Raw genomic sequence first — 13,296 nt, forward strand, 5'->3', positions numbered from 1 at the left:
ACACCGTCGATTTAAAGGACTTGCATGGACTTCGCCTTGAACCCCACGCTGGATGCCCACGACACCCGCATCCTGGCCGAACTGCAGAACGATGCGCGCCTGACCATGGCCGAACTCGGCCGCCGCGTGCACCTGAGCCAGCCGGCCGTGACCGAGCGCGTGAAGAAGCTCGAAGCAGCAGGCGTCATCACCGGCTACCGCGCCACGGTCGACCTCACGCGGCTGGGCTACGGCATCCGCGCGATCATCCGCGTCGGCCGTGCCGACTACGACCGCGTGGTCGCGCTGGTGCAGGAAACGCCCGAGTGCATCAATGCCTACAACGTGACCGGTGAAGACAGCTGGATTCTCGAGATCGCGGTGATCGACGTGAGCCACCTCGATGCGGTGGTCACCAAGTTCTGCATCCTCACGGAGACGGCGACCTCGATCATCCTGAACCCGGCGCGCGAGCATCTGCCGATGCTGCCACCTCAGCGTGCGGACGTGAAACCACCGATCAGGAAAGTGCTCAACGCGTAGCAGCGAGCGCGTTGAAAGCCGTCACCACCTCGGGCGGTGCCTGCACCATCTCGATCAGCACGCCCTCGCCCGCGATCGGAAATTCTTCGTTCGCCTTCGGATGCAGAAAGCAGATGTCGAAGCCGGCCGCGCCCTTGCGGATGCCGCCGGGCGCAAAGCGAACACCCTGCGCGGTGAGCCACTCGACGGCCTTGGGCAGGTCGTCGATCCACAGCCCCACGTGGTTGAGCGGCGTGGTGTGCACCGCAGGCTTCTTCTCCGGGTCCAGCGGCTGCATCAGGTCGACCTCGACCTTGAACGGCCCGATGCCCATCGAACAGATGTCCTCGTCGACGTTCTCGCGCTCGCTCTTGAAGGTGCCCGTGACTTCGAGCCCCAGCATGTCGACCCACAGCTTCTGCAGCCGCAGCTTGTCGGGCCCGCCGATGGCGATCTGCTGGATGCCCAGCACCTTGAAGGGACGCGCGGAAGCCGCGCTCGTCATGCGCAGACCTCGACTTTTTCAGTGGTCGTGGTGCGGCGCGACTGCAGGCCCAGCTTGCGCAGCAATTGCACGTCGGCCTCCACATCAGGGTTGCCGGTGACCAGCAGCTTGTCGCCATAGAAGATCGAATTCGCACCGGCCATGAAGCACAGCGCCTGTACCGCATCGCCCATCTGCTGGCGCCCCGCCGACAGCCGCACGCGCGCCGTCGGCATCGTGATGCGCGCGACCGCGATCATGCGCACGAAGTCAAACGGATCGACCGGCTCCGAATCGGCCAGCGGCGTGCCCGGCACGCGCACCAGGCTGTTGATCGGCACCGACTCCGGGTACGGATTCAGGTTGGCCAGTTGAGCGATCAACCCCGCGCGGTGCACCGGTGCCTCGCCCATGCCGACGATGCCGCCGCAGCACACGCTGATGCCCGCGCTGCGCACATGGGCCAGCGTGTCGAGCCGGTCCTGGTAGGTGCGCGTATCGACCACGTCGGTGTAGTACTCGGGCGCGGTGTCGAGGTTGTGGTTGTAGTAGTCCAGGCCAGCAGCTTTGAGCTGGTGTGCATGGTGCGGCTCCAACATGCCCAGCGTGGCGCAGGTCTGCATGCCGAGGCCCTTCACCGCCTCGACCAGCACGGCCACCTTCTCGACGTCGCGGTCCTTGGGTGCCCGCCAAGCGGCGCCCATGCAGAAGCGCGTGGCGCCGGCGTCCTTGGCCGCCTGCGCGGCACGCACCACCTCGTCGACCTCCATGAGTTTCTGCGCCTTCACGCCGGTGTCGAACTCGGCCGACTGCGGGCAGTAGCCGCAGTTCTCGGGGCAGCCACCGGTCTTGACCGACAGCAGCGTGGCCAGCTCGATGTCGCCTTCGGGAAAGTGCTGGCGGTGCACCGTCTGCGCCTCGAACAGCAGGTCCATCAGCGGCTTGTCGAGCAGCGCCTGGATCGCCTCGATCGACCAGGGGCCTTGCGGCGTTGCGACGGCCTTCGCGGGCCGGTGCAGCGTGATCGTCTGTTGCAGGTCGTTGGCACCCATCAGTTGAACTCCAGAATGATTTGATCGACGGCGAGCGATTCGCCCTTGGTGGCGGAGACCTTGCCGACCACGCCGTCCTGCGTGGCGAACAGCACGTTCTCCATCTTCATCGCCTCGATGACGGCCAGCTTCTCGCCGGCCTGCACCTGCTGCCCCGGCTGCACCGACACCTCGACCAGAAGGCCCGGCATCGGCGACATCAGGAACTTGCTCAGGTCCGGCGGTGCCTTGTAGGGCATCAGGTCGAGCAGGCGCGCGCCCAGCGGCGACAGCACCATCGTCTCGATCTGCGTGCCGTCGTGCGACACACGCAGCGCCAGCGGGTTCTTGCCCGCGCCGCGCTCGACCTGCGCGGTGAAGGGCTTGTCATTGACGATGCCCTGCACGCGGATCGCGCCCAGCGCGAAGCTGCTGTCGATCTTGTAGCTCTTGTCGCCCACGGCCACCGCGCTCGCGCCGGTCTTGCCCTGGAAGTCGGACACCGACACCGGATGGTGCACATGCTTGCCTTCCGGCCCCAGCTCCACCACCACGAACTGCTCGCCCACCTTCACGCCGTGGCCTTCGAGCTGACCGCTGATGCCCGAGGCGCGCGCGCGATAACGGCGATGCACATACGCGGCGAGTGCGATGAGGAACGAGGGATCGGCATGCGGCACGTCTTCCGCATGGAAGCCCTTGCCGTAGTGCTCGGCGATGAAGCCGGTGTTGAAGTCACCCGCCACGAATTTCGGATGCGCCAGCAGCGCCGCCTGGAACGGGATGTTGCTGCTGACACCACGAATCACGAAACCGTTGAGCGCCTCGCGCATGCGGGCAATCGCATGCTGGCGGTCCTTGCCGTGCACGATGAGCTTGGCAATCATCGAGTCGTAGTACATCGGGATTTCGCCGCCGTCGTACACGCCGGTGTCCACGCGCACGCCTTGCAGATGCTCGGTGTCGCTTGCGAACATGGTCTCTGCCGGCGGCTGGAACTTCACCAGCCGGCCGGTCGACGGCAGGAAGTTGCGGAACGGGTCTTCTGCATTGATGCGGCACTCGATGGCCCAACCGTCGCGCTTCACTTCGGCTTGCGTCAGCGGCAGCTTCTCGCCGGCCGCCACGCGGATCATCAACTCGACCAGATCGAGCCCCGTGATGCACTCGGTGACCGGATGCTCCACCTGCAGGCGCGTGTTCATTTCCAGGAAGTAGAAGCTCTGGTCCTTGCCGACCACGAACTCCACCGTGCCCGCGCTCTGGTAGTTGACGGCCTTGGCCAGTTGCACCGCCTGCTCGCCCATCGCCTTGCGCGTGGCGTCGCTGATGAAGGGCGAAGGCGCTTCCTCGATCACCTTCTGATGGCGCCGCTGGATCGAGCATTCACGCTCGTTCAGGTAGATCACATTGCCATGCGAATCGCCCAGCACCTGGATCTCGATGTGGCGCGGCTCCTCGACAAATTTCTCGATGAACACGCGGTCATCGCCGAAGCTGTTGCGCGCCTCGTTGCGGCACGAGGTGAAGCCCTCGAAGGCTTCCTTGTCGTTGAAGGCCACGCGCAGGCCCTTGCCGCCGCCGCCGGCCGAAGCCTTGATCATCACCGGGTAGCCGATGTCCTTGGCGATCTCGACGGCACGCTCGGCCGTCTCGATGGCGTCGTTCCAGCCGGGGATGGTGTTGACCTTGGCTTCGTTCGCGAGCTTCTTCGAGGCGATCTTGTCGCCCATCGCCGCGATCGAATAGTGCTTCGGCCCGATGAAGGCAATGCCCTCTTCCTCGACCTTGCGCGCGAAGGCTTCGTTCTCCGAGAGGAAACCGTAGCCCGGATGCACGGCCTCGGCGCCGGTCTGCTTGCAGGCCGCGATGATGCGGTCGGCCTGCAGATAGCTCTCGCGGCTGGGCGCGGCGCCGATGTGCACGGCCTCGTCGGCCAGCTCGACGTGGCGGGCTTCCTTGTCGGCGTCGGAGTAGACGGCGACGGTGAGGATGCCCATCTTCTTGGCGGTCTGGATGACGCGGCAGGCGATTTCGCCGCGATTGGCGATCAGGATCTTCTTGAACATGTTCTTCTTCTCCGTACCGCTCACAGTGGGATGTTCCCGTGCTTGCGCCACGGGTTCTCGAGCTTCTTCTCGCGCAGCATCACCAGCGAGCGGCAGATGCGCTTGCGCGTCTCGTGCGGCAGGATCACGTCGTCGATGTAGCCGCGTGCACTCGCCACGTACGGGTTCGCAAAGCGCGCCTTGTATTCGGCTTCGCGGGCGGCCAGCTTCTCGGGATCGTTCTTGTCTTCACGGAAGATGATTTCCACCGCGCCCTTCGCGCCCATCACCGCGATCTCGGCACGCGGCCAGGCGAGGTTGACGTCGCCGCGCAGATGCTTGGACGCCATCACGTCGTACGCGCCGCCGTAGGCCTTGCGCGTGATGACGGTGATCTTCGGCACCGTGCACTCCGCGTACGCGTAGAGCAGCTTGGCACCGTGCTTGATGATGCCGCCGTACTCCTGCCCCGTGCCGGGCATGAAGCCGGGCACGTCGACAAAGGTGATGACGGGGATGTTGAACGCATCGCAAAAGCGCACGAAGCGTGCGGCCTTGATGCTGCTCTTGATGTCCAGGCAACCCGCCAGCACCAGCGGCTGGTTGGCCACGATGCCGACCGTCTGGCCTTCCATGCGCGCGAAGCCGATCACGATGTTCTTCGCGTAGTCGGGCTGCAGCTCGAAGAAGTCGCCGTCGTCCACCACCTTGAGGATCAGTTCCTTGATGTCGTAGGGCTTGTTCGGGTTGTCCGGCACCAGCGTGTCGAGCGAGTAGTCGGGCCGGTCGGCCGGGTCGCCCTGGCCGTTGTTGCCCAGTCGCACCGGCGGTTTTTCGCGGTTGTTGAGCGGCAGGTAGTTGTACAGGCGGCGCAGCATCATCAGCGCCTCGACGTCGTTCTCGAACGCCATGTCGGCCACGCCGCTGCGCGTGGTGTGGGTGATGGCGCCACCGAGTTCTTCGGCGGTCACGCTCTCGTGCGTCACGGTCTTCACCACGTCGGGGCCGGTCACGAACATGTAGCTGCTGTCCTTCACCATGAAGATGAAGTCGGTCATGGCCGGCGAGTACACCGCACCGCCCGCGCAAGGCCCCATCACCATGCTGATCTGCGGCACCACGCCCGAGGCCATCACGTTGCGCTGGAACACGTCGGCATAGCCGCCCAGCGAGGCCACGCCTTCCTGGATGCGCGCGCCGCCCGAGTCGTTCAGGCCGATGACCGGTGCGCCGACCTTCATGGCCTGGTCCATCACCTTGCAGATCTTCTCGGCATGCGCTTCGCTGAGCGCGCCGCCGAAGACGGTGAAGTCCTGGCTGAACACGAACACCAGGCGGCCGTTGATCATCCCGTAGCCGGTGACCACGCCGTCGCCGGGGATCTTCTGCTCGGCCATGCCGAAGTCGACCGAGCGGTGCTCGACGAACATGTCCCACTCTTCAAAGGTGTTGTCGTCGAGCAGCAGCTCGATGCGCTCGCGCGCCGTGAGCTTGCCCTTGGCGTGCTGCGCGTCGATGCGCTTCTGTCCGCCGCCGAGACGCGCCTTGGCGCGGCGCTGTTCGAGTTGTTCAATCAGTTCTTGCATGGTGTGGTTCCGAAGCTGTGTTCCTGAATTGCGATGCTTTGTCTTGTGTTTCTTGTGGCCTCACGGCCTGGCCGTGATGGCCGCTGCGGCGAGCAGGCTGCGTGCCGCCGTGGAGGCAGGCAGCGTGCCCTGTGCCACCTGTTGCGTGAGCTGGGGCAGCAGCTCGCGCACTTGCGCATGCTGCCTGAAGGCCTGCTTGAGCCCCGCGTCGATGCGCTCCCACATCCACGCGGTCGCCTGCTTCTCGCGGCGCTGCGCGAGCTTGCCGTTGGCCGTCTGCAGTTGCCTGAACTGCAGCACGGCCTCCCAGAAAGCATCGACGCCGGTGCCGGCCAGCGCGCTGAGCTGTAGCACCCTGGGCAGCCAGAAGCGAACTTCCTTGCCGCTGTGGGCGTCATGCACCGCATGCGCGTGGTCCGGGTTGCCCTGATGGCCGAACAGGCGCAGTGCCGAAGTGATCTGCGCCTGCGCACGCGTGGCAGCATCTTTGTCGATGTCGGCCTTGTTGATGACCACGAGGTCGGCCAGTTCCATCACGCCCTTCTTGATCGCCTGCAGGTCGTCGCCGGCATTGGGCAACTGCATCAGCACGAACATGTCGGTCATGCCGGCGACTGCCGTTTCGCTCTGGCCCACGCCTACGGTCTCGACGATCACGATGTCGTAGCCGGCGGCCTCGCACACCAGCATGGCTTCGCGCGTTTTCTCGGCCACGCCGCCGAGCGTGCCGCTCGACGGGCTGGGCCGGATGTAGGCGCGCTCGTGCACCGAGAGCCGTTCCATGCGCGTCTTGTCGCCGAGGATGGAGCCGCCCGAGAGGGTGGACGACGGGTCGATGGTCAGCACCGCCACGCGATGCCCCTTGCCGATCAGCAGCAGCCCCAGCGTTTCAATGAAGGTCGATTTGCCAACGCCCGGCACGCCCGAGATGCCGAGCCGAAACGACTGGCCGGTGCGCGGCAGCAGGGCAGTGAGCAGCTCGTCGGCCTGGGCGCGATGGTCGGTGCGGGTGGATTCGAGCAGCGTGATCGCCTTGGCGATGGCACGGCGCTGCGCCATGCCGGGCGAATCGGTGACGGCGCTTTCCAGCCCCTGCACGGTGTTCAGCACGCGGCCTCCGACGCCACGCGCCAGCGGTAGTGCAGGTCCACGTCCTCTTCGCCTTCGAGCACGAAACCGTGGCGCAGATAGAAGCGGTTGGCGTCGCTGCGCACGAGCGCGGTGAGCTTGATGTCGAGTTGCTTCTCGCGCGCCTGCGCCTTGGCCCAGCGCATCGCCCATTCGCCGATGCCGCGCCCCTGGAAGCCGGTGCGCAGGTACAGATGGTCCAGGCGCAGCGCATCCGCGTCCTCGGGCTTGAGCGTGATGAAGCCGACGCGCTGCTCGCCGTCGAGCACGATGTGATGCATGTACGGCACCACGAAGCCGGCCGACAGGCGTTCGCGCGAGCGCGTGAGGTCGAAGCGGCCGACGCGCTCCAGGCTCGGGCGCATCGCATCGATGCGCACGGCCAGCATGTCCTCGAAATCGCCGGAATCCACCGGCTGCAGCGACAGCCGCGACAAGAGATCGCTCACGTCGGTGCTTTTCTTCAGGCCGCGACCGCCGCGCGAATCTGCTCCAGCACGTCCTTGGCGCTGGCCGGAATGGGCGTGCCCGGTCCGTAGATGCCCTTGACGCCGGCCTCGTACAGAAAGTCGTAGTCCTGCCGCGGGATCACGCCGCCGACGAACACAATGATGTCGTCCGCGCCCTGCTTCTTCAGCTCGTTGATGATGGCGGGCACCAGCGTCTTGTGGCCGGCTGCGAGGGTGCTCACGCCGACGGCATGCACGTCGTTTTCAATCGCCTGTCGCGCGCACTCTTCGGGCGTCTGGAACAGCGGCCCCATGTCCACGTCGAAGCCCAGGTCAGCGAATGCGGTTGCGACGACCTTGGCGCCTCGGTCGTGCCCGTCCTGCCCCAGCTTGGAAATCATCACGCGTGGACGACGGCCCTGCTCTTCGGCAAAGGCGTTGATCTCGGTCTTGAGAGCTTCCCAGCCTTCGGCCGAGTCGTAGGCGGCTGCGTACACACCGGTCACCTTTTGCGTGTCGGCGCGATGGCGGCCGAATGATTTTTCGAGTGCGTCGGAAATCTCGCCCACCGTGGCGCGCAGGCGCACCGCGTCGATGCTCAGCGCGAGCAGGTTGCCGGTGTTGTTCTCGGCGGCTTCGGTCAGCGCGTCGAGCGCGGCCTGCACCTTGGCCGTGTCGCGCGAGGCGCGAATGCTCTGCAGCCGCGCCACCTGCTGATCGCGCACCATCACGTTGTCGATGGACAGGCTGTCGATCGCGTCCTCGTTCTTGAGCTTGTACTTGTTGACGCCGACGATCACGTCCTTGCCCGAGTCGATGCGCGCCTGCTTCTCTGCAGCGGCCGCTTCGATCTTGAGCTTGGCCCAGCCGCTGTCGACGGCCTTGGTCATGCCGCCCATGGCCTCGACCTCTTCGATGATGGCCCAGGCCGCATCGGCCATGTCCTGCGTGAGCTTTTCCATCATGTAGCTGCCGGCCCAGGGATCGACCACGTTCGTGATGTGCGTCTCTTCCTGGATGATGAGCTGCGTGTTGCGCGCAATGCGCGAGCTGAACTCGGTGGGCAGCGCGATCGCTTCGTCGAGCGCGTTGGTGTGCAGCGATTGCGTGCCGCCGAACACCGCAGCCATCGCCTCGATGGTGGTGCGCACGATGTTGTTGTACGGGTCCTGCTCGGTGAGCGACCAACCCGAGGTCTGGCAGTGGGTGCGCAGCATCAGGCTCTTGGGGTTCTTGGGGTTGAACTCCTTCATGATGCGGCACCACAAGAGGCGCGCGGCGCGCATCTTGGCCACTTCAAGATAGAAGTTCATGCCGATGGCCCAGAAGAAGCTCAGGCGCCCGGCGAAGCCGTCGACGTCCAGGCCCTTGGCGAGCGCGGTCTTCACGTATTCCTTGCCGTCGGCCAGCGTGAACGCGAGTTCGAGCGCCTGGTTCGCGCCGGCTTCCTGCATGTGATAGCCGCTGATCGAGATCGAGTTGAACTTGGGCATGTGCTGCGCCGTGTACTCGATGATGTCGCCGATGATCCGCATGCTCGGCCCCGGCGGAAAGATGTACGTGTTGCGGACCATGAACTCCTTGAGGATGTCGTTCTGGATGGTTCCGCTCAACTGGTCCTTTGCCACGCCCTGCTCTTCGGCCGCGACCACATAGCCCGCGAGCACCGGCAGCACGGCACCGTTCATCGTCATCGACACGCTCACCTTGTCGAGCGGGATCTGGTCGAACAGGATCTTCATGTCCTCGACCGAATCGATGGCCACGCCGGCCTTGCCGACGTCGCCGGTCACGCGGGGGTGGTCGCTGTCGTAGCCGCGATGGGTGGCCAGGTCGAAGGCCACGCTCACGCCCTGCCCGCCGGCGGCCAGTGCCTTGCGGTAGAAGGCGTTCGATTCTTCGGCGGTCGAAAAACCCGCGTACTGGCGGATGGTCCAGGGGCGCACCGCGTACATGGTGGCCTGCGGGCCGCGCAGGTAGGGCTCGAAGCCGGGCAGCGTGTCGGTGTACTTCAGGCCCTGCAGGTCGGCCGCCGTGTACAGCGGCTTGACGCTGATGCCGTCGGGCGTGATCCAGTTCAGCGCGTTCACGTCGCCGCCGGGGGCGGACTTGGCAGCGGACTTGGCCCAAGCCTCGAGGTCGGCGGGCTTGAAGGTGGGTTCGGGAGTGCTGCTCATGAAAGGCGCCGCTTTGCTGTTGTCTGTCTGGTGTTCGCAGATTCGCTCGCACGGATTTGCAAGCCGGCCGCGAGTCTAACCCATCCGTAATTATTAATTCAAACACTGTTTTTGAAGTACAGTGCGGCCCATGTCCGCTGTCACACTCACCCCCCGCGCCCTCTATGAAGAGGTGGCCGAGCTGCTGCGCCAGCGGATTTTCCGCCGCGAGCTGGAGCCCGGGAGCTGGATCGACGAACTCAAGCTCGCCGAGGAATACGGCATCAGCCGCACGCCCCTGCGCGAGGCGCTGAAGGTGCTGGCGGCCGAAGGCCTGGTCACGATGAAAGTGCGCCGCGGCGCCTATGTGACCGAGGTGTCCGAGCAGGACCTGGCCGACGTCTACCACCTGCTCTCGCTGCTGGAGAGCGACGCGGCCGGCGTGGTGGCCGAGCGCGCCACCGATGCGCAGCGCGCCGAGCTGAAGGCGCTGCATGCCGAGCTTGAAGCGGCCGCCGCCCCCGGCAAGGAAGACCGCGAGCACTTCTTCGCGCTCAACGAGCGTTTTCACATGCGGCTGCTGGCCATCGCCGACAACAAGTGGCGCGACCAGATGGTGGCCGACCTGCGCAAGGTGATGAAGCTCAATCGCCACAACTCGCTGCTGAAGGCCGGCCGCATTGCCGAATCGCTGGCGGAACACCGTTCCGTGATGGCCGCCATCGAGACGCGCGACGCCGCCACGGCCATGGCGCGCATGCGCGAGCATTTCAGGAACGGCCTGGAAGCAGCGGTCTAGCCGCGCCTTCAGCCGGTTCAGCCGGTGCTGGCCGTCCCGGCCTCGGCCGCGATGCGTTGGGCCGCGACCAGCAGGTGGGGCGCCACGCGCGTCAGCATCATCTCCCGGGGCAGCAGGTAGGCCGGGCCGCCGCAGCTCACCGCATAGCGCTCGCCGCGCGGCCCCTCCAGGGCAAAGCCCAGGGAGTGAATGTGCGGGTGCCACTCGCCGAACGAGCTGCAGTAGCCCTCGCGGGCGTACTCCTCGAGCCCGGCCATCAGCCGTGGCTGCATCACCGGCCAGTTCTCGCCGCTTTCGAGGCGGATGTCTTCTAGCAGCGCCGCCTGCTCGGCGGCAGGCAATGCCGCGAGGTAGGCGCGACCGCCGGCCGAGGTGGCGATGGCCAGTCGCGTGCCGACCTCGATGCGCGAACTGATCACCGCCAGGCGGGGCCGCAGCGAATCGATGACGAGCACGTCCAGCTCGTCGCGCACGCCAAGGTGCACGCTGGCCCCCGCGAATTCGGCCAGTTCCGCCAGATGCGGACGGGCCATCGTCCGCAGGTCGAAATGCCGCAGGTAGCGGCTGCTCATGTCGAGCAGCGCCGGCCCCAGGCTGAAACGCTCGCTGTCTTGCGACTGGCGCAAATAGCCCGCGCCCACCAGTGTCGACGTGAGACGCGACACGGTGGCCTTGGGAATGCCCGTCGTGTCGGCCAATTCCCGGTTGCCCAGCGATGTGCCGGCCATGCCGATCACCTTGAGTAATGCCAAGCCACGTGCCAGCGCGCTCACTTCTTCCTTGCTGCCAACAGCTTCGCTCATATGCATGCAGAACCTTTTTTTGTGTTTCCCTGACGCTCTTTATTCTTCAGCAAAAAGTGGCAGAACAGTCACACTTGTTAGTGAAATGTTTCAAAACACCGTTCTATAAAAAGAAGTCGGAATGCCCGGCGAATGGGCTCCTGCAGCCCTTCGTATGGCGCGCGCGTCCCCACGAAACACGCGTAGGCGCGTCCCGGTCATTCAGGAAGAGGTGTGTGCCGGCTGTGCCGACGCGCGATCAGACGGCCGGTTCGGCGGCCTGAGCCACGGGCTCGTGCGCGAGCGCCATCACCTCGTGCGGCGGGCGCGTCTTGAGCTTGTGATCGCTCCAGACCTGGCGCCAGCGGCGTGCGCCCGGCAGGCCGCTGCGCAGGCCCAGCATGTGCCGCGCAATCGACCACCAGTTGGTGCCGTGTTCGGCGGCATCGCGCACCATGTAGTCGCACATCAGCGACTCGACTTCTTCGCGCGTGAGCGACTGCGGCGCGGCGCCGAAGAACTCGGTGTCCCATTCGGCCAGCCACCAGGGGTTGTGGTACGCCTCGCGCCCGACCATCACACCGTCGAGCAGCCGCAGGTGCTCGTGCACCTGTGCGTTGACCGAGATGCCGCCGTTGATGGAAAAATTCAGCGCCGGAAAGTCATGCTTGAGCCGATGCACCAGCGCGTAGCGCAACGGCGGAATCTCGCGGTTCTGCTTCGGGCTCAGGCCCTGCAGCCACGCATTGCGCGCATGCACGATGAAGGTGTTGCAACCCGCCTCGCTGACCGTGCCGACGAAGTCGCGCACGAACTCGTAGCTCTCGATCTTGTCGATGCCGATGCGGTGCTTGACCGTGATGGGCACGTCCGTCACATCGACCATCGCCTTCACGCAATCGGCCACCAGTTGCGGCTCGTTCATCAGGCAGGCGCCGAAGGCACCGCGCTGCACGCGCTCGCTGGGGCAGCCGCAGTTCAGGTTGATTTCGTCGTAGCCCCACTCTTCGCCGAGCTTGGCGCAATGGGCCAGGTCGTTCGGCTCGCTGCCGCCGAGTTGCAGCGCCACGGGGTGTTCTTCGGCATGAAAGCGAAGGTGACGGGGCACGTCGCCGTGGATCAGCGCACCCGTGGTCACCATCTCGGTGTAGAGCAGCGCATGACGCGACAACAGGCGATGGAAGTATCGGCAATGACGGTCTGTCCAGTCCATCATGGGTGCAACAGACATACGCATTGCCGTGGTCGCGCGGGCTTTCTGAGGAAAATCAAGCACCGGCGCGGATTTAGAAGAGATAGCGTTTGTCGTCATTCGGTGTCATTCAGCGCTGTTTTTTCGGTCCCGGTGGTACATTGCTTGCCACAAATTTGGCATGTACCACAGGAAGCTCCCTGGGGAACCATCACGAAGCGCAAGCGCGCAGACGGAAGCGTAGCGCACATGGCCCGCATCCGAATCAAGGAAGGCGGGGTCGTCGTCCACAGCGAGACAGAAACTTTCGACCGAGAGCCAGTTGCCCGGCTCTGGATGAAGAACCCGGAAGCCGAACTGGCCTAGCTTGGCGCGCTGACGAAGCTCAAAGCAGCTGATCCCACCTTCGCCGAGACGATCCAGAAATATGTCGCTGAGCACCTTAAGGCCATCGGCAAGACCACGGCCCAAGTGCTCAACGCGGTGGCGGCCACCAGCCTTGCAAAGCGGCGTGGCTCGACGATCACCAGCGCCGACTGGGTGCAGTTCGCCAACGACCTTGGCGTCAAACCACAAACGGCCGACAACTACTTCTCTCATGTCTCAGCGGTCTACCAATTGGCTCGGCCTACCTGGGGTTATCAGTTCGACTCCTAGGTGATCCACGATGCGCGCAAGCTATGCCGAGCGCTCGGCCTGACGTCGAGATCCAGGCAACGCGACAGGCGCCCCCCCTCGATGAACTCGACAAGCTCACGACGCTATTCGGCAACTGACGCAAGGGCTCGATCCCCGTGCAGCGGATCGTCTGCTACGCGATCTTCAGCACGCGCAGACAGGACGAGATCACCCACCAAACTTCGAGGTGCCGCAGCACAGGCTAAATGCCGGCGCTTGAAGCGCGGCGCGGCGACGTTCGAGCTGCACCTTGCTCTGGGTCAGCCGCTGTTGACTCCACAGACGCCGGTGAAGGTTTCAGGATGGAAGCAGGAGATCGACAACACAGACTGGCTGTCGATAAAGGTGCAACACGCGATAAGTCCAGATGGAGGCTTCACAACGCATGCTGAATTCAAAATCAGAGCAACCGATGTAGAGCAGTTCCAGTTGCTTGATGAGGGATCGTCGCCGTAACGTCAA

General features: G+C 64.9%; 13 protein-coding genes. 3 read left to right on the plus strand and 10 right to left on the minus strand.

The window, feature by feature from the left end; all coding sequences use genetic code 11:
- Positions 1-24 precede the first annotated feature (24 nt).
- Complete coding sequence (locus ACSFB7_RS02505; RefSeq protein WP_435466724.1) at positions 25-522, plus strand: Lrp/AsnC family transcriptional regulator; 498 nt, start codon at positions 25-27, stop codon at positions 520-522.
- On the opposite strand, the gene ACSFB7_RS02510 is transcribed toward ACSFB7_RS02505, so the two are convergent.
- From ACSFB7_RS02510 to scpA, 7 genes are read right to left on the minus strand one after another with little or no spacing between them, the layout of a single operon-like run.
- Positions 512-1,006, minus strand: a complete 495-nt coding sequence (locus tag ACSFB7_RS02510) for a VOC family protein (RefSeq protein WP_435466726.1) — start codon at positions 1,004-1,006, stop codon at positions 512-514. The two genes, ACSFB7_RS02505 and ACSFB7_RS02510, sit on opposite strands and share 11 nt — an antisense overlap.
- Entirely contained in the window at positions 1,003-2,037 is a 1,035-nt protein-coding gene (gene bioB / locus ACSFB7_RS02515) for a biotin synthase BioB (protein WP_435466728.1), read from the minus strand. The genes ACSFB7_RS02510 and bioB overlap by 4 nt, the downstream gene beginning before the upstream one ends.
- Positions 2,037-4,085, minus strand: coding sequence for an acetyl-CoA carboxylase biotin carboxylase subunit (accC, locus tag ACSFB7_RS02520; RefSeq protein ID WP_435466730.1), 2,049 nt, complete (start codon positions 4,083-4,085; stop codon positions 2,037-2,039). Before accC ends, bioB begins: the two co-directional genes overlap by 1 nt.
- A gap of 20 nt (positions 4,086-4,105) precedes the next feature.
- Positions 4,106-5,650 carry an acyl-CoA carboxylase subunit beta gene (locus ACSFB7_RS02525; protein WP_435466732.1) on the minus strand — a complete coding sequence of 515 codons (1,545 nt, stop codon included), beginning with the start codon at positions 5,648-5,650 and terminating at the stop codon, positions 4,106-4,108.
- Positions 5,651-5,710: 60 nt separating this feature from the next.
- Positions 5,711-6,709 (minus strand): methylmalonyl Co-A mutase-associated GTPase MeaB, encoded by a 999-nt coding sequence (gene meaB, locus ACSFB7_RS02530; protein ID WP_435468054.1) that lies wholly within the window; start codon positions 6,707-6,709, stop codon positions 5,711-5,713.
- Between the two features lie 44 nt (positions 6,710-6,753).
- On the minus strand, positions 6,754-7,227 hold the full coding sequence (locus tag ACSFB7_RS02535; RefSeq protein ID WP_435466734.1) for a GNAT family N-acetyltransferase: 474 nt from the start codon (positions 7,225-7,227) through the stop codon (positions 6,754-6,756).
- A gap of 14 nt (positions 7,228-7,241) precedes the next feature.
- Entirely contained in the window at positions 7,242-9,404 is a 2,163-nt protein-coding gene (gene scpA / locus ACSFB7_RS02540; protein WP_435466736.1) for a methylmalonyl-CoA mutase, read from the minus strand.
- A 130-nt stretch (positions 9,405-9,534) separates the two neighbouring features.
- On the opposite strand from scpA, the gene ACSFB7_RS02545 reads away from it, so the two are divergent.
- Complete coding sequence (locus ACSFB7_RS02545; protein WP_435466738.1) at positions 9,535-10,182, plus strand: GntR family transcriptional regulator; 648 nt, start codon at positions 9,535-9,537, stop codon at positions 10,180-10,182.
- Positions 10,183-10,199: 17 nt separating this feature from the next.
- On the opposite strand, the gene ACSFB7_RS02550 is transcribed toward ACSFB7_RS02545, so the two are convergent.
- The 3 genes from ACSFB7_RS02550 to ACSFB7_RS02560 all read right to left on the minus strand — a co-directional run bounded on the left by ACSFB7_RS02550 (position 10,200) and on the right by ACSFB7_RS02560 (position 12,756).
- Entirely contained in the window at positions 10,200-10,985 is a 786-nt protein-coding gene (locus tag ACSFB7_RS02550; RefSeq protein WP_435466740.1) for an IclR family transcriptional regulator, read from the minus strand.
- Positions 10,986-11,223: 238 nt separating this feature from the next.
- The gene (gene dusA / locus ACSFB7_RS02555; RefSeq protein WP_435466742.1) at positions 11,224-12,276 is read right to left on the minus strand and encodes a tRNA dihydrouridine(20/20a) synthase DusA; all 1,053 of its coding nucleotides are present in this window, start codon (positions 12,274-12,276) and stop codon (positions 11,224-11,226) included.
- 6 nt (positions 12,277-12,282) lie between these two features.
- On the minus strand, positions 12,283-12,756 hold the full coding sequence (locus tag ACSFB7_RS02560; RefSeq protein WP_435466744.1) for a hypothetical protein: 474 nt from the start codon (positions 12,754-12,756) through the stop codon (positions 12,283-12,285).
- Between the two features lie 294 nt (positions 12,757-13,050).
- Here ACSFB7_RS02560 and ACSFB7_RS02565 point away from each other — a divergent pair, with 294 nt between their 5' ends.
- Positions 13,051-13,290 (plus strand): hypothetical protein, encoded by a 240-nt coding sequence (locus ACSFB7_RS02565; protein WP_435466746.1) that lies wholly within the window; start codon positions 13,051-13,053, stop codon positions 13,288-13,290.
- Positions 13,291-13,296 lie beyond the last annotated feature (6 nt).

Origin of the sequence: Variovorax raffinosi, from assembly GCF_051216615.1 — a bacterium.
Lineage (GTDB): Bacteria > Pseudomonadota > Gammaproteobacteria > Burkholderiales > Burkholderiaceae_C > Variovorax.